The 16542-nt window shown below is 28.0% G+C and carries 16 protein-coding genes; all 16 read right to left on the bottom strand.

Annotated elements, in window-relative coordinates; all coding sequences use genetic code 11:
- Positions 1–12 precede the first annotated feature (12 nt).
- The 16 genes from LPC13_RS02790 to LPC13_RS02715 all read right to left on the bottom strand — a co-directional run bounded on the left by LPC13_RS02790 (position 13) and on the right by LPC13_RS02715 (position 15244).
- Positions 13–489, bottom strand: a complete 477-nt coding sequence (locus tag LPC13_RS02790) for a hypothetical protein (protein ID WP_234088553.1) — start codon at positions 487–489, stop codon at positions 13–15.
- Between the two features lie 20 nt (positions 490–509).
- Positions 510–806 carry a hypothetical protein gene (locus LPC13_RS02785; protein ID WP_234088552.1) on the bottom strand — a complete coding sequence of 99 codons (297 nt, stop codon included), beginning with the start codon at positions 804–806 and terminating at the stop codon, positions 510–512.
- A gap of 47 nt (positions 807–853) precedes the next feature.
- Positions 854–4045 (bottom strand): hypothetical protein, encoded by a 3192-nt coding sequence (locus LPC13_RS02780; protein WP_234088551.1) that lies wholly within the window; start codon positions 4043–4045, stop codon positions 854–856.
- Positions 4046–4113: 68 nt separating this feature from the next.
- Entirely contained in the window at positions 4114–4656 is a 543-nt protein-coding gene (locus LPC13_RS02775; RefSeq protein WP_234088550.1) for a hypothetical protein, read from the bottom strand.
- A 176-nt stretch (positions 4657–4832) separates the two neighbouring features.
- Complete coding sequence (locus LPC13_RS02770; protein ID WP_234088549.1) at positions 4833–7877, bottom strand: hypothetical protein; 3045 nt, start codon at positions 7875–7877, stop codon at positions 4833–4835.
- Between the two features lie 79 nt (positions 7878–7956).
- Positions 7957–8319: a hypothetical protein gene (locus tag LPC13_RS02765; protein ID WP_234088548.1), complete on the bottom strand. Its 363-nt coding sequence runs from the start codon at positions 8317–8319 to the stop codon at positions 7957–7959.
- A 101-nt stretch (positions 8320–8420) separates the two neighbouring features.
- Positions 8421–8948: a sigma-70 family RNA polymerase sigma factor gene (locus LPC13_RS02760; RefSeq protein WP_234088547.1), complete on the bottom strand. Its 528-nt coding sequence runs from the start codon at positions 8946–8948 to the stop codon at positions 8421–8423.
- Positions 8949–8974: 26 nt separating this feature from the next.
- Positions 8975–10036, bottom strand: a complete 1062-nt coding sequence (locus LPC13_RS02755) for a BRO-N domain-containing protein (protein WP_234088546.1) — start codon at positions 10034–10036, stop codon at positions 8975–8977.
- 33 nt (positions 10037–10069) lie between these two features.
- Positions 10070–10717 (bottom strand): HNH endonuclease signature motif containing protein, encoded by a 648-nt coding sequence (locus tag LPC13_RS02750; protein ID WP_234088545.1) that lies wholly within the window; start codon positions 10715–10717, stop codon positions 10070–10072.
- A 125-nt stretch (positions 10718–10842) separates the two neighbouring features.
- On the bottom strand, positions 10843–11307 hold the full coding sequence (locus LPC13_RS02745; RefSeq protein ID WP_234088544.1) for a hypothetical protein: 465 nt from the start codon (positions 11305–11307) through the stop codon (positions 10843–10845).
- A 12-nt stretch (positions 11308–11319) separates the two neighbouring features.
- Complete coding sequence (locus LPC13_RS02740; RefSeq protein WP_234088543.1) at positions 11320–11571, bottom strand: hypothetical protein; 252 nt, start codon at positions 11569–11571, stop codon at positions 11320–11322.
- A 359-nt stretch (positions 11572–11930) separates the two neighbouring features.
- Complete coding sequence (locus LPC13_RS02735) at positions 11931–12410, bottom strand: hypothetical protein (protein ID WP_234088542.1); 480 nt, start codon at positions 12408–12410, stop codon at positions 11931–11933.
- Between the two features lie 130 nt (positions 12411–12540).
- The gene (locus LPC13_RS02730) at positions 12541–12936 is read right to left on the bottom strand and encodes a hypothetical protein (RefSeq protein WP_234088541.1); all 396 of its coding nucleotides are present in this window, start codon (positions 12934–12936) and stop codon (positions 12541–12543) included.
- A gap of 321 nt (positions 12937–13257) precedes the next feature.
- A complete protein-coding gene (locus tag LPC13_RS02725; protein WP_234088540.1) occupies positions 13258–13545 on the bottom strand; it encodes a Rha family transcriptional regulator in 288 nt (95 codons plus the stop codon).
- Positions 13546–13642: 97 nt separating this feature from the next.
- Positions 13643–14977: a hypothetical protein gene (locus tag LPC13_RS02720; protein ID WP_234088539.1), complete on the bottom strand. Its 1335-nt coding sequence runs from the start codon at positions 14975–14977 to the stop codon at positions 13643–13645.
- 111 nt (positions 14978–15088) lie between these two features.
- The gene (locus LPC13_RS02715; RefSeq protein WP_234088538.1) at positions 15089–15244 is read right to left on the bottom strand and encodes a hypothetical protein; all 156 of its coding nucleotides are present in this window, start codon (positions 15242–15244) and stop codon (positions 15089–15091) included.
- Positions 15245–16542 lie beyond the last annotated feature (1298 nt).

Here is a 16542-nt window from a genome sequence, read left to right as displayed (position 1 = left end):
TCTATCTCCTTCCTACTCTTCAAGAAGGGAATCGACATCAACTGATACTTTTAATTGTTTAATCATATCTGTATACGCAGTTAATTGAGTAAATTTCTTATCATCTTTAATAGCTCCTTGATGACCTTTTTGGATTCTTTCTACTACTTGTGAAATATCGACTAAGGATTTAGTCTTAGGTTTGCCCTCATGGGTAAAAAAGTTTTCTGAATTATTTAGCATTCTCATTACTATAGTTGATAATTTATCATACATTTCAGTATGAAGTTCATTTCTATCTTCTGGTATCTCAATCGTTATTTCTGAAGATATAATATCGTCTTCTATTAAATCAGATATAAATTCTTTATCATTTTTCCATCTAGCTGCCCGTTTTCTCATATAGCCATATTCAACACCATATGAAGTAGCTAATTCTCTTAAAGTTGGATATTTATTATTCATATAATCTAATTTAATTTTATTCCAGTCATATTTCTTTGCTGCCATAAAAGCCCCTCCTATTCCTTCTATCTTATTGACGGACTGACATAGAAGCTGCTCAATGCTGATTTTATTTTATATTTCTCTTTTGTTGTTACTATAACTTGATAATCATAATTTCCTGCATAACATAAATCTTCTGCATCAAAATAACATATAGCTATTTGATCATCTATATTTACTACTACTGCATCTTTAGTTACTTCATGCTCTCTTCTTTTTATCTTTACCAATACTTCAGCTCCATCTAGCACTCTCTCTTCATTAAATTCACTCGTGTCAATTTTTATTTTTAAATTCCCATTTGAATTTTGAATAAACATATTTACCTCCTCTTTCAAACAGAAAATTTTAATTTCCTTACATGATTTTATAAATTATTATTTACATATTCATAATTGCTATCTATTTCATACAACAGACCTTTTCTTAGTACAAATACTGCTGTTAATGTTGTTGCCGTCTTTGAATTTTCTACTTTTCTTTCTGTATCTACTTTTAACTCTACATATGCATTTATTCCCCTATGGGTATCTGCTACAGCTTCTATTGTTTGTGCAGCTTTTCTTTCTGTACTATTTAAATATATATACTTTGAAGTTACTTTTTTTATCATATCGCTACAAATATTATTCTTCTTAACGACTTCTCTATTTCCATCTATTAATATGATTGGTTTATTTACCAACACTCTTTCAGTCGCTTTTAAGTTTATATATTCCCTGCTAACTTTTCTCTCTGTCTTACCTGTCGATTCTGTATCTTTAGCTATAATCCTCTTAACATCTAATGATTTTCCATCCCTTATTCCTACTATTCTTGCTAAGTTACTTCTGAACCATTTGAATATAGTTACTGGTCTTTCTACATCTATACTAATAGCTTTATCTATTACAACTCTCCTGTTAATATCTATTGCTTTATATTTTGAATTTACTACTCTTCTTTTTATAAATGCATATCCAGATATATAATTTATTATTACTCGTCTACTAGTATTTGGCTTTATTAATGTTTTATTAACAGCATGTCTATTAGAATCAATTAACAAATCAGTATCTTTAGCAACATTTCTTCTAGTTAAAGCATTAATACATATAGAATTATTAAAGATGATTCGTCTAATAAGCTTAGGCTTAACAGAAACATAATTAGAAGTAGTTCTTAATGTATTAAACATTTTAGTATCTTTAGTTGTAACTAATCTTTTAGTTAAAGTAGCCTCTTCTGCACCTATAGAAACTCTTCTCAATAAAGAGTTAGATAAATATAAGTTTTTAGATATAACTCTCTCTAAAGACGATTTAGGGGCAAAAGTCTTTACTTTAGTCCTGACAGCACTAATATTAACAGTAGAAAAAGCAGTAATAAATCTAGTTGTTTTAATAATCGTGTCATAATCAAATATTCTATCTATCCTTCTTAATGTCTTTATCTTTTTGTTAATGCTCTTATGAATAATTCTAAAAGTATTTAAATAAATTGGGCTACCATCATTATCTTTATATATCCATACTACTGGTCTTAATATATTAGGAATAGTTGCACTAGCATTAATAGCTACTTTTCTTAGAAGAGGGCCTCTACTTCTCATAAAGTTAGTTATTACAAGCTTTGTATCTATCCATTTCCATATAGCTTCTCTTCCTGTTACTACTTGTCTCCTTGTATTTATAACTTTCTCTACTTTTACAATAATTTTTCTTCTTGTTTTAGCTTTTCTTATTAATCTCTCATAAAATAATAATTTAGCATCAAGCTTAAATACTCTCTGTCTTACTACTTTTCTTAGAATATTATTAACTTTAGCTTCACCAGTTATAAATATCTTTCTAAATACTCTTCTGCATCTAGTTTCACATGGCATGATTACTTTTCTTAAAGTATCAACTTTAATTTTTTTAGATACAGTCTTTTTAACTTTTCTTTCAGTATCCAACTTAATAATAACTGGAAGTGAATCTACTTTTTCTAATACAAATATACTTTTAGATGCAGAACAACCTATTCCATACTGATTCATATCTAATAATATATCATCTGTAGTAGATGTTCCTCTTGTGTAATATAATCCATCTTTCAAAGTATAATGATTATACATATATCCAAATCCAGATGAATCTATAGATGAAAATGTCCAAGATAAGAATCTTTTACTATATAATTCTTGTGGCCCTTTAAATAAAGCTTTATGGTCAATTTTTAATACTTGTTCAAGTTCAGCATCACTATAGTACCATTGTGAATATTCTAATGGGATAGCATTAGTTTCGTTTATATGTTCTGTTATCTTAGGCACAGACATATCTATATATTCATACTTATTTTCATCTTTATTAGAAGTAGTAACTGTATAAGCTGTTGCACTTATAGAATTATAAATATATTCTCTTCCTAATGTTGTTCCATCATGTTTATATGCAATATAACTTTTATTTGATTGCATAGATAGTGATGTAGTAACAAGAACAGTAATTAAATCTGATTGTGCAAATATAGGTTGAATTGAACTACCTGCCTGTATAGTTCCTATATATAGTTTACCAGCATTAACATCATAATGGATTCTTGGTCCTGGTCCAGCTTCTTTTACTACAGCTATTCCTTTTTGACTTTTACTAAAATTAAAGGAAGGGTTATTTAAATCAATTACTGCTGAATAATAAAAATCTGTATCATCATCCATTACACCACCTGTAAAGAAACAAATATTTATGTTCTTTCCTAAAGAATCACAAGATGTAACCATAGGCATTCTATAGTATATAGATGATGGATATTCTTGAGTTAAAATATAAGAATCATGAACTGTAAACTCTAAACTACTATCAAAAGATACTAATTCATATACTGTAGTATTATCATTTGGAGTCTTTATTCCTATAAATAAGTCTTTAGGTAGAGCTGTTAAATAATTATAATCTGATTCTTTATAGAAAGTTAAACTATTATTGTTTATCTTATAAATACTACCGTTATAAATTCCTTCTCCAAAGAATAAGTAATTAGGCCTAATCATCTTAGGAGCTAAATAAGGAACTGATATAAAATCATTAAAAGCGACTATAGAAACTCTCGTGTCACTGCTAATATCATACTTAAAGACTTCTTTTTTTGCTGTATCATACCAATAATCGATTTTATTAACTGCACCTATATGATATACATTACTGCTAGATGTAATAGCAAATTCAATAACTGCTTTTATTTCTTTTTCTTCATTACTTTCTAATGTAAATAAAATAGTATCTTCAGCTTCATTTAAAGATGTATTAAAAGCTATTAATGAATCATCTTCTAACGTAATTCTTGGAATAATAGTGGATACAAGCTCTTTATCCTCATAAACAAATATTTCGCCCGTTCTTCTAATATCTATTCTTGCATCTACTTGCTCTTCTTTATAAAGTTTTATTGCTACTTGGTTAGTAGTTCCTTCAAAACTTATGATATTTGATGCTTTATCTTCCTCTTCCAATTTATGAGCTGTACTATTATTAGTTTTTGTAATCAGCTTAAAACTAATATCATTTATAAAAACAGTATTAATATTATTATTCATAATGTTTCTCCTTTCATATAATAATATAGGTAGGGATTTTTCTCCCTACCTAATGTATATACTAATCATTAAAAATCTTGTTTAGTTAGAATTAATTTACCTTTAGATAATTTAAAATTAGCATTTAATTGTGGAATGTATAATGTTCCTGATTTATATACTACTCTCTTTGTATCTATAGCTATATCAACTTTTACCAGAGCATTTACTACTCTATTAGTATCCAATTGCTTAATTTCCTTAGCAATCACTTTTCTATTTAAATCATTTGATATATTAATTATCTTAATTATGTCTCTTAAAGTATCTATATCAAATATCAATTCATTATTATAACTAACCCTACGTAATGTATCAAAACTACCAATAAGATATTTTACAACTCGTCTATAGTTTCTTACTGCCATTATATAGTCTTTTATTACATTTACATAAGTATCAACATTAATAGCTACAGACTTAACTACTTTCCTCTCTAAACCAGCATAAGATGTAATAACTTCTCCATTTTTAATATTTTCTGGTTTAATTACTATAGATTCAAATGTAGCATCAACTACATCATCTACAGAAGCTTTAGTGTATAAAGACTTAATTCTAACATTGTCCACATTAGGAAGTGTGCCGTCAAACTCTATCCACTCTGAATCATCTACAGAATAGAAATACTGTTCAGTTAATTCACGTGTAGATTGTAAATCAACTGTTTCTATAGAGCAGTCTACATCAGAAGGATATGAAGAAATATTAACTGGTCTAGTTTCAACATATGAATAATCTGTAGGAGTTATTGAACCAATTGTGTAATATCATCTATTAATAAACTATAAGTTCCACCTACATAAGAACCATATATCATCCATACAACTGAATCTACATTTTGGTCCAGCTCTATTGTTCTTGTTTCAAATTCATCACTAACCTTTGGATAAAAGGATAACTTAGAATTATTATTTACGTATACATAGAGTATTTGATTACCATTACCTCTTGTACATTTTGTTTTAAAGGTTAACTTATCACTTTTAACAGTAAACTTTATTCCTGGTATAGAAAATACACTAGTGCTACTAAAAGATGCATTATATAATAATTCACAACATCTTCCGCCTGAAGCTAATTCATTTTCTATAACAGATGCCTCACCATAAGAATCTGTTCCTGTAAATTCATAAGGAATTACTGGTACATCTCCAAAACTCTCTGTAGTAATTGATCCATCTTCAAATAATAGCTTATATCTACCATCTGGATTCATAGTTATAGTACTGTTCTTTAGTGGAACAGTTTTTATATCATCTTTGTTATATATCTTTCTTGATGTATCTGCATAAGATACATATTCAAACTCTCCAGGTTCTACTGTTACTGAACTGAATTTAACATAAGCTTCCTCTTCTACAGTAGGTTTAGTAAATACAGCTTTTAAAGTTATACTATCTACATTAGGAATGATGCCATTAAACTCTACCCATTCAGCTCCATTATCTATAGAGTAGTAAACTGTTTGAGTGACATTAGATGATACTTCTAAATCATTAAATATTATACTTGCACCTTGAGGTGAATCAAACATGCCATAATCAAATGTTTTAAAGTATATTACAGCATTCTTTTCTGGTATTGGTACATTACATGTTAAATTATCTATAAAGAAACCTTTATCATTAGATGGGTCTACTGTTGAATCTTCATAGAATATCTTTACTGTATTAAGCTTATTAGGTATAAGATCAATAGAAGTATTCTGCCATGAAGTGGAATTATACGAATCATTAAATGCTTCCACATTATTTACATAAACCATAAGCTTTTGATTATATTGAGTAAAGCTATTATAGTAATCAAAAGTAACTTTATCTCCTACTACTTCAAATTCTGAATAGTAATCTGGCACAGATGAACCCCCTTTAGTTTCTCTACCCATATATCCAGAATAAGTTCCATCTTTAGCTCTTATATTACTTTTTACTAATCCATGTTCATTATAAGTAGAGTTTGTCCACTTGATTAATGTATTAGGATAATCTTCAAAAGTTTCTGTATATTCGCCCCAATGAGCAAAGTCTAAGTCGTATTTATCATCTACTTTATTAAAGATTGTAGCAGTTTCATTTATAGATAAGGCAAATATGCTATTACTTGCTATTCTTTTTGTATCAACTACAGAAGTAAAGATATTAAAATCTCTTTCCTCTTCTAATATATATTGTTCATTAAAGTAGAGTAAAGCAGATGAGTATGGTCTTATTTCTATGTCAGTATTTTCTGATACAGTAAGAGAAGAGGATACTATATTATCTCTTTGATATAATTGATATATACTATAAAGCTCTGTGAATAAGAACTTTTTACCTTGAATAACTTCTTTCTTTAAGAATATAGGATTTTTATTTGTTAATGATACAGAGTTTGAAGAAGTTGAATCAAAAGGTATTATATAGTCATCTTTTACTGTTGGTCTTATAGTTCTCTTTGCTATATCTTCATCTTTGAAAACATCCCAACCATCTAAATCAGATTTCCTATCTACAGATCTTCTACCTGCATAAGCTCCTGTTGCCCACATTTTTTCTAAGAACCCTTTTGATTTAATTATCTTAGCTTGTTTAAGATTTATTTCAACTATATCAACAGAAGAGCAGTTATATATTGTTTCATATCCATATAATAAGTCATCTTTTAATAGTGTTAAAGGTTTTATAGGATAAGAATATGAACCACTAATAGCTTTTCCATCTACATAATATTTTCTATCTGTCCAATTAAATGTCAAAGTATATTCATCTTCATACACTAATGTTTGCATAGGTTCTATATTAGTAAAATCAAAGCGTTTATTAACTTTATCTATTTTTGCAGACATATACTGATCTGTGGTAGTTGGTACATAGCTATTAAAATTATAAGAATAAAAACTTATAGCGATTTTATCGTTGTAGTCATATATCTTAATTGGTGTATAACAGTATTCAGATGCTGATTTTCCTACGTTTATAGTATGAGTGTCTAACACTTCATAAGTAGCTGTTTCTACATCAGTAAATTCTATTAGCTTAAAATCATATGAGTTACCATTCTTGTATGATGTTACCCATATGTTATCATATAGATATGTCATCCCGAAGAAACTTGTTTCATCTTTTATCTTAGTAATGCTTGAACCATTTATCTTAAAGAAACATTTTTTATAATTACTAAAGAATACTGTTTCAGATACCATTGCTGGTGAAACATATAAATAATTAGATGTAGCTATATGTGATGATGTTAATGAAGCTATTAATGTTTTATTATAATATTTGTCTATACCATATATCTTTCTATCAGTTAAATCAAACCAATAATCAAGTTCTCCAAATGTTCTTAAATAAGCCATAGTATCAGATGTAGATTCTATATAAGAGCCTAATTCAACTACAATAGTAGCTTTATCAACTTGTTCTTCTATAATGACTTCTACAACATTCTCTTGAGATTGTATTGAGCTTCTTAAATTATTTCCCTCTTCATCAATAACTTTAATAGCTGTTATTTGAGCTATAGGTTCATCTTCTGAATAGATAACCATTTTATTAGCATCTTCTGATATTAATTCAATATCATCTGCATCAACTGTAAATAATAAAGAATTAGTATAAGTAGTTGCTTGTACAATAGCTGAATTATCTAAGCTATAAGCATTTAAAAGATCCTCTTCAGTAATATCTTTAGTTAGTAAAGCAGCATTATTAATATAAAAAGATACAGTTTTACTTAGCTCTCTGTCATATAAATCAATATGGCATGAAGAGTAAGTTTTCTTTATATTTATATCTATATTACTTGTCATATTGTTTTCTCCTTTCGTATAGTTAAAGAAAAAGGCCCAGAGACCTATATAGAAGAGGCTCTGAGCACTTATTAAAATATTAAACCGCTTGAATTACAGCCGCTATTTTAATTGATACTGATGTATCGTTCTTTGGCATTTCATCTGCTGTAGCTTGTGCTTTAACATATACTGTTAAACCAGATTCAGTTATTAAATCAGTTATTGTTAAATTTGATGCATAATCCCCATTTTCAGTTTTACAAATTGACCATTTTGAAGCTGTTGTTCCTTCAAAAGAAATGCTTGTACTTCCTAATGTTTTATATCCAGAATCACATTTTAATTCTATTGCTATTGGAGCTGATGATTCATTATCAGAAGCGTTAAGAGGGCCAACTACTAATGGATTTGATAAATCCCCTTCTGATATTAATTGGCCATTATAATAAGCGTGTATCATATTCTTATCCTCCTATTGTATATATCTTTTTAAAAATTATGTTTACCTTATAATCTATTTATATATATATACAAAATAAGACTAAGTTTTCACTCAGTCTTTTAATTACTTAATTTTTCCTTCAAATCTTCTTTTCCTTTTAAAACCCATTTATGAACTGTTCTCATTGATATATTAAACTCCTCTGATATCTGTTTTAATGTCATTCTATCTATCAAATATTTTTTTATAACTTGTTTCTGTATTTCTTGATAATCATTTAGTGCAGCATCTACTGATATTAATAAAGAATTATATGCTATATCATTATTATAATCTTCAAATAATTCTGATTCATCTTCAAATCCAACTGCATTAATTGCAGCCAAACTCTTTTTAGTATTTCTTCTTTTTAACTCCCTTCGTATATTAGTATTTATTATAATAGATGCATAATTTAAAAATTTATCACACTTTAATACATCATAATTTACTGCTGCTATACATAAACTTTCTAATGCATAACTCTGTAATTCTTCTCTATCTATAGCACATTTCTTATTCCATTCATTTGCCAAATTTATAGCAAATCCTATATTATTATTAAATAAATCTTCCTGTTCCTTATTTCTAAACTCTAACTTTTTCATAAATTTAACCTCTCATATAACAGCCTTTACTGCCATACTCCTTCTCTTATTACAAAATGTATTTTTCCATCTTTATAATTATCTACATAGCTTCTTGTACAGCATCTCATTATCTGTATATATTGGTCATCTACTCCATATTCTTTACATAGCTTGTCTATAAATGTCTTATGCAGATTAGCTACATCATATTTTGCCTCATGTTCAAATTCTAGCCAGATGTAAATAGGATTGTTAAAATTGAATTGATTTTTAGGGATTTGGTTAGTTGGAAAGTTTCTCTTCCACGTATTATATGCTGGTGTTGCTACTATTACTTTTTCAACTGCCATAGTACAACAATTAACTGTAAAAGGATGATAATCTATTGTTTTCCACTCTTCCTCAAGAGGCTCTAGTTGATATAATTTATTCTGAAGATTTAATATCTCTTTATTTGCTTTACCTATTTTGGAACCATTAGATCTATTTGATGAATTCGTGATATCTTTCTGAATGCTTTTTATTTCCTCGGCAATAAGTAATGCTAAAGGAGCTGATCCATTATTAATGGCTACTTCTTTTCTATTTTCTAATACTTTAACTATTTCTTTTTTAATCTTTATTTTATCTTTAGCCGATTTTCTTTTATGATATTTTAGGCAATTCTTATATGTTTCTTGGAGTTGTTCAACTGGGCATGTTAAAAAAGTTTCTTTTCTAAATCTTGGTGCTGAGAATGCTTTTAAAGCCTCTTCCTGTTCATTTGTTATATTATCAGCAACATAACCTCCATTTTGTCGTATGCTTGGTAATACTTCTTCTGTTACCCAATCCATAAATTTGTCTGCAGCTTCTGTATTAGACTTCATTATAAATTTATATAGCTGAGATTCTCTTAAATATGTGTGACCAGCATCGGTCACAACTATTATATTATTATTTTTCACTATTTCATCTATTCTTGATTTTCTAGGATATCTTTTTCCTGTTGCATTTGCTCTTTCATATCCAAGAGCTTGTCCTACTGAATATAATTCAAATAAAATATCCTCTTCATGCATAATTATTTTCACATTATTATTTTCAAATTTAACTAAATTATTCATACCCTTGTACCTCTAATATCTTTATTTATATCTTTACGCAGCCATCCTTGAAGTTAAGCTTAATATTTTAGCTGTATTTACCCTTTCTAATACTTTTCCTCTTAATAAATTGAAACTATAAACAGTTAATGCACCAAGTAACTCTTCTTCTGTAAGCATAACTCTATATAATTCTTCATTAATATATAATCCATAAGATAATTCAAGTTTTAATCTTGCTTTAACCGCCTCTTCTTTTGTTTTGAACGTTGCACAATATATTGCAGTTTGCCCTTTCCTTAATCTAACTTGATAAGTTCCATTTTTAAGCATTGTTATTCCAGCTATACCTGCTATTGTAGAGTCAATCCTATTCATATTATTTTCTGAACCAGTTACAACTCTTAAATTGCACCTTCGGTTATCTAAGCTATCTCCTGAAATATGATCTACTACAAGGCCTTCTGGTGAATTCATTAGAAATCTATGTAAGTAACCCAGCTTTTTATTTTTCATATATGTCTTACCTTGCTTAGTTGTATTAGGATTCCATCTATACTTAGCTACCTCATTTACATCCTCTAAACTTATTAAGGTTTCTGTAACAAATCCTGCTTTGCTCATGTATTGCATAACAGCATAATCTCTACCCACATTTATTCTTAAATTATCACTTATCTTAATTTCTTTAATTATTATCATCTTTTTGTCTCTCCTTATTATCACTTAATTTTCATTATCATATATTGCTTTTAAAATAAGAGGGATAAGCTCCCTCTAAGTTATTAAAACTCTAAATGTTCTAAAGCTTGATTGCATTCCTTTTATTAAAATGCAATTTCTACTATGTCTACTTTTAATACTCCTTTTAGTATCTCTATTACCTTTGTTATATTCCTCTCTATAAAATTTTCTAAGGAATTACATACTACACCATAAAAGTTAATCTCATACGCTTTACCTGAATTAGTATCCCTGAAGTTTAGAGCTATACTATTACCAATTCTATGAGCTTGTACTAATATTAATTCTGCACAATTTAAAATATCAATCTTTATATATAGATGCTTTAAGGCTAATTCCTTTAAATATTCTATAGCCTCTTCAACATCAATTTCATTCTTAACCGCTATAAGTAAATCCTCTTCATAGTAAAATTCAACTGTATAAGTTCCATCCGCTTCTTCTATAATCTCAATATCTCTTGTATCTATTAAAGTTATCTCTCTCATATACTTTACCTTTTCTTTCTCTTTGTTATGTTCTCTTAACGCTACTACTTTATTTCTCATATTTTACTTCTCCTATATTTCATAAGCTTTTTTAAGAAATCCTTCTGTTAATTCTTTATCTCTTTTTGCAGCTAATTCTTTTAAAGCCATAATAGCTAATCTCTGTTCAATTGCTTCTGCATCTCTTAATGCTAAATCACATGCATCTATAGCTCCTTGAAAATAGTTGCATTCCAAACATCTTAATGCTCGTGTTATTCTTTTTGATGTTACTTCTTCCTTTTTTAAAGTTTCTTTAATTTTTTCAATTACTCTCTCATCCATTTGCTTATTCCTCAACTTTCTGTCGTTATGCTTTCATATTAATATTGGGTTGTCATAATTTTAATTTACATTTTTTTATCCTTTCAACATTTTGGAGAAATTCTCCAAAAAAACTTACTCTCTGTTTTATAAGTTCCTATGATTCCCATTTGTTATATACAGGTTGTCCTATTGCTTTCATCCATAGATTTAAATATGCTGTCATTACTCTTCTGTTAATAACAATTAGTTTCAATATTGGGTTAAGTTCTTTCATAAGATATTTCCTCCTGTGCTTGGGGCTCTATTTATTTAATACCTACTTTTATATTTCTTTTACACATTAAAAAACAAAAAAATTAAAATATTTTTGAAAAATTTTAAGATACTGCTTCACTATGTTCCATTAATCTAATCTCATTAGAGAACTCATGAAACGTTTGTGCTGATATGTTATTCCTATATTTGAAGTGATATTGCTTATGAAGATTATGTGTTATTGGAACACCTAACCCATATTTAAAATGTAATCTTAGTATTTCTTCTTTAATCAATGTAAGCTGTACTAATGAATAATTAGTTAATGTTCTATGTTGTTGGATATTAAGATTAAGATGTGCTTCTGCCACGATCTCCTGAAATGTTACATTGATATGATGTACTTCTAAATTATATTTAGAATGTGTAATGATACATTCGTTATTATATTCTTCTAAAGAAGCTTGTCTCCACTCAGTTAAGTGTCTTCTAAAGTAATTATTAACAACAGCATCACCTGTAGATGAAGTGAATTTAGTATTGAAATTCTTTCTATATTTTGCTTTAAGTTGTTTATTTGCATTTTTATTATTTCGGCCCATTTCTAAGCCCTCCTTTGTAATATTATTTTTCTGTACTGACTGTATACCCTAATATTACGTAGGCAAATAATGTATTTAAACAATAAATACACATAAAAATCAAAAAAAAAAAGAGATATTAATCTCTTCTTTATCCTAATCTTTGTAACATAAAATAAGGTGTTCTTGCTGAACTATTATAATCTGCATCTAATTGCTTAAAATCTTTTAACCAACTTGGATATTCTGGATCAATTTTCTCATTTGTCCTTAATCCATTTGTAATTAAATCATTTATTAATTCTACCATAAGATCTTCAATCGCAGAACATCCACCCGTATTAAAAATGCATTCCATATTCTTTTTCATTCTTTTATAGAATTCTTTATTATATTTCCATATTCCAAATATAAGTATTTTAATATCATCTTTATGATATGTTCTTGAAGTTCTTTCCACATATAACATAGCTTTATAAACCTCACTAATAATTTGATTTAATTCCCTATCCTCTTCTGGATGATTCCATCTTCTCTTTTTTATCATTCCTGCATGATCAGTTGTTTCTCCTGGTATTAATGTTCTAACAAAAAAACTAATGGCTCTACATCTCTTTTCTCTACCATATCAATATAATGTTTCACAAAATTATACATAATATCCCCTATCTCGTGTTCTATCAACGTGTAAATTGTATTATATTGATAAATACTCGTAAACATTTTCTACATTCTTTTCTTATTATTATATATAATTCCATATCTTCATTCCATTTTATAAGTTCAACTAAACATTATACAAAAAGAAGCTTAACATCTTTAATTCCACCTACTCTAATTTTAATCCTAAGGTAAGAAAAAATCTATTCTATAAGTAAGTATAGGTATTTGAGTTATTATTTTTTTCATTAGGAAACATATCCCTTAATACTTCTTCAAATTTAAATTCAAATCTTGATCCTCTTACATTATGTCTGTATTTGGTAAACATTAATTCTTTTGCTTTAGCTGTTAGATAATATCTTTTTCTAATCTTTCCTCTACCATCTTCATACCAGCATACGATAAATTCTTGTTTATGTTCTGGATTTCTTAATACATAATTTCTTATATCTATTAATACATTTTCATGTTCTTTTTTTTGTTTCTGCCGCAAAATCTGTAGTAAACATTCCTTTTTCTTTTACTGTTTTTTCTATAGCTTGTACTATATTCATCTTCAATTCTCTCTCTTTATCATTTATATATTATAATTACATACTTAAAAATTGTTCTGGAATATAAGTTGCTTCTTCTTCAAATCCATAATCATTAATAATAGGTTTAGTAATTGATACATCAACATTTAATGTAGGGATATTTACTTTAGATAACTTTTTAGGAGGGTTAGAAGGAACAGGTATCTTTCTACCATTTACATTTACAGTAACAGTTCTTTGAACATCTGAATAAGTAATTACTTTAATTTCTTTCTTATATTCTTCTTTAACTAATGATGCATCTAATTCATTTAATAAATCTTCGTCAATTTCATCTTCAATAGTTTCTTCTGCAGTTAATTTATTTACGTTGCTATAAGACACCTTTGAATCTAATCTTGCCATTAAAGCTTCATAGCTACTCATATATTCTGTTATTTCAGCATCTACTTTAGTTTCTAATCTAACTGGTATATTGTAAGAATCAGCTACTTTAGAGAATATTTCTGTAGCACCTTTTGCTGCTTGTAAGTTAGTTATCTTCCCAGAATTATAATCAGCTTGTAATTGTTTGAAATCAGCTCTTTTATCCATCATCCATTTGAAAGCATAATTAGCCATTTGTTCATATCTGTATTTAAAATCTTTATTCTTCTTAGCCATTTCTTGAAAGCTTTTAGCAAACATAAAGAATAACTTAGGAGAAACTCCTTTACCTGCACATTGGAATACTGGATTGAAGTAGTACAATGTATCTATTTGTTTAATCATACAGTCTTTAGATTCATATTTAAAAATAAGGCCGCATTCTATTAAGCTATTCATACATGCTTTGTATCTCCTACCTTCATCTTTGTATCCTAACATTACAGCTATTTGACTATCTATAGCAGGAGGCATATTATCTAATGATTCTCCTAAAGCTATTCCTTCTGTACATACTATTTGATTTTCTTTATTAATAGCTTCTGATAATATTAAAGCTTGAGCTAAATATTTCTTTTCTACTATATCAGTCATTCTAAAACCTGCCACTTTTTTCATCATCTCCTTATCACCATTCATCATGTTATAATCTTCTGTCTTTTTATTGAAGAAGCTCATTGGATCTGATTCAGTTATTGTGATTACTTCATTACCTATTTTAGTCATTCTTACTTTAGTTACTGGTTTCATCATATCTTTCATAGTTGATTCATCATAGATATTTACTGCTGATTCTTTTGTAACTTTTAATGCTAATTCTGCTATAGTATCAGATGTTTCTAAAGCCTTCTTTGAATATCCTTTTCTATTTCTATCCCTATAACATGCCCCACATTCTGTTTTAACTCCATTCATTACTGTTCTTATTGCTTCTTTTTTTCCACATGCAATACATATACTCATTATTAATCTCTCCGTTTCATTCATCTATATTCTTAGGGAGTATCACCCCATATCTCAAAAAACATATTACGTACCTTCATTTCTTTTTTTCACATCCAATTAAAATATCTTTTAATTTTCTTTATCTTTTTCTAATTGTTCATCTATATAAGCTTCAATAAAATCTTGTAACTTTATATTATTAGATCTTAAATAAGCATCCAATGCTGCAGCTTTTTCTTCTGATAACCAGAACTTTTTTTGTTTTGGTTTTGTTCTGTTAGCCATAATAATACTCTCCTTTACTTTATTCAATTTTAATTATAAATTATCATAGAATGTCTCTCTTGACCTTGTATTAAACATATAATTGAGAAATTTATAGAATTGACTTCACTACATCTACTTAGCGATCTTTTGGAATGCTCCTTTTGATTAGTTCCTCGTCTTTATTTTAATTTTTAGCTTATATTAATTTGAAAATATTATAGATTGTATTTACTAACTTCACTATCTCTACTCGCAATCTTGTGCTTAGCTTTTCGACCAGTCCCTCGTTTTCAATAAAGATTATTTAATTCATATAAATAGATTTGTTAATAGACTTCACTTAACTTCCTGGCGATCTTTTAGAATGCACTCAAGTTAGTCCCTCGTCTTTAATTTTAGATTCGATTAATTAAGAATTGGTATTTGCTAATGTCTCTGCATCTACTTTGACTTTCTTTTGGTCAGTCGCCTTCGATCAGTTCCTTATCTTCAATTACCTTATGTGTATAATATAACATATGGGTACTCACTTGTAAATAGTTTTTTATAAAAAAGTTTAAATTATTTTCTTTATTTTGGGCCCAGTTCTTGATGTAGCTTTTATTAATGTTGTACGTATAAAGTGTATAATACGTAGTATAAGAGTGCTATATATAAATAGATATTACTGCATAGGACTAACCAGGATAAGAATTAGTATTTGCATCTACTGAAATTATTCTAAATACATATATAGTAATCAGCTATTAAAATAATAATAACTAGAGTAAGTGCTGCCGCCCATATGTTAATTACATTAACTAAGTAGCTTTAAATTATAATATTAGCTGTGGCCCAATCTTTTGTTTATTAATAGCTTATATGCTACTTCACTTTTGTCGCTTAAATTCTTATAGTTGTTGCATTGTATCTCCATATATATTTTTTGATTAGTATGAATGTGTCACAAAAAAATATAAACTTTGGCTCAACTAAGCCATTTATCAACTGTGACAAAAGGACACAAGTGTACCATATTATCATAAAAGAGTTACGTCTACGTCCAATTTTGTGACAAAGAATAGAAATTCTTACTTATGGAAACATATATGAAGAAATTATGACGGCCCAACATTGGATTATCCTATATAGATTCTACACTTATGGAAAAATATCCTTTAAAGATGAAAAAGTCGTCATACTAAGAAGATCTATTCTACTTTGGGAACTGATTAGATAAAAAAGCCGCACCAACTATATTGATATGCTCCCTTTATAGTAGACAGTTAAAATAATAAAACTGTCATTACTATAGAGGGAGCAATTTTTATGGGAAG

Origin of the sequence: Clostridium celatum, from assembly GCF_021412605.1 — a bacterium.
In the GTDB taxonomy this organism is placed as follows: Bacteria; Bacillota; Clostridia; order Clostridiales; family Clostridiaceae; genus Clostridium; species Clostridium celatum.
The sequence above is the reverse complement of the archived record's forward strand: the minus strand, read 5'-3'. Positions and strand labels throughout refer to the sequence as shown.

What these genes read in the sequence shown, in the direction of transcription:
- LPC13_RS02760 (WP_234088547.1), bottom strand. Translation starts at nt 8,948, where the DNA reads ATGAAAAAGTTAGAGTTTAGAAATAAGGAACAGGAAGATTTATTTAAT.
- LPC13_RS02735 (WP_234088542.1), bottom strand. Translation starts at nt 12,410, where the DNA reads ATGGGCCGAAATAATAAAAATGCAAATAAACAACTTAAAGCAAAATAT.
- LPC13_RS02730 (WP_234088541.1), bottom strand. Translation starts at nt 12,936, where the DNA reads ATGATAAAAAAGAGAAGATGGAATCATCCAGAAGAGGATAGGGAATTA.
- LPC13_RS02720 (WP_234088539.1), bottom strand. Translation starts at nt 14,977, where the DNA reads ATGAGTATATGTATTGCATGTGGAAAAAAAGAAGCAATAAGAACAGTA.
- LPC13_RS02755 (WP_234088546.1), bottom strand. Translation starts at nt 10,036, where the DNA reads ATGAATAATTTAGTTAAATTTGAAAATAATAATGTGAAAATAATTATG.
- LPC13_RS02785 (WP_234088552.1), bottom strand. Translation starts at nt 806, where the DNA reads ATGTTTATTCAAAATTCAAATGGGAATTTAAAAATAAAAATTGACACG.
- LPC13_RS02740 (WP_234088543.1), bottom strand. Translation starts at nt 11,571, where the DNA reads ATGGATGAGAGAGTAATTGAAAAAATTAAAGAAACTTTAAAAAAGGAA.
- LPC13_RS02770 (WP_234088549.1), bottom strand. Translation starts at nt 7,877, where the DNA reads ATGACAAGTAATATAGATATAAATATAAAGAAAACTTACTCTTCATGC.
- LPC13_RS02750 (WP_234088545.1), bottom strand. Translation starts at nt 10,717, where the DNA reads ATGATAATAATTAAAGAAATTAAGATAAGTGATAATTTAAGAATAAAT.
- LPC13_RS02715 (WP_234088538.1), bottom strand. Translation starts at nt 15,244, where the DNA reads ATGGCTAACAGAACAAAACCAAAACAAAAAAAGTTCTGGTTATCAGAA.
- LPC13_RS02790 (WP_234088553.1), bottom strand. Translation starts at nt 489, where the DNA reads ATGGCAGCAAAGAAATATGACTGGAATAAAATTAAATTAGATTATATG.
- LPC13_RS02745 (WP_234088544.1), bottom strand. Translation starts at nt 11,307, where the DNA reads ATGAGAAATAAAGTAGTAGCGTTAAGAGAACATAACAAAGAGAAAGAA.
- LPC13_RS02780 (WP_234088551.1), bottom strand. Translation starts at nt 4,045, where the DNA reads ATGAATAATAATATTAATACTGTTTTTATAAATGATATTAGTTTTAAG.
- LPC13_RS02765 (WP_234088548.1), bottom strand. Translation starts at nt 8,319, where the DNA reads ATGATACACGCTTATTATAATGGCCAATTAATATCAGAAGGGGATTTA.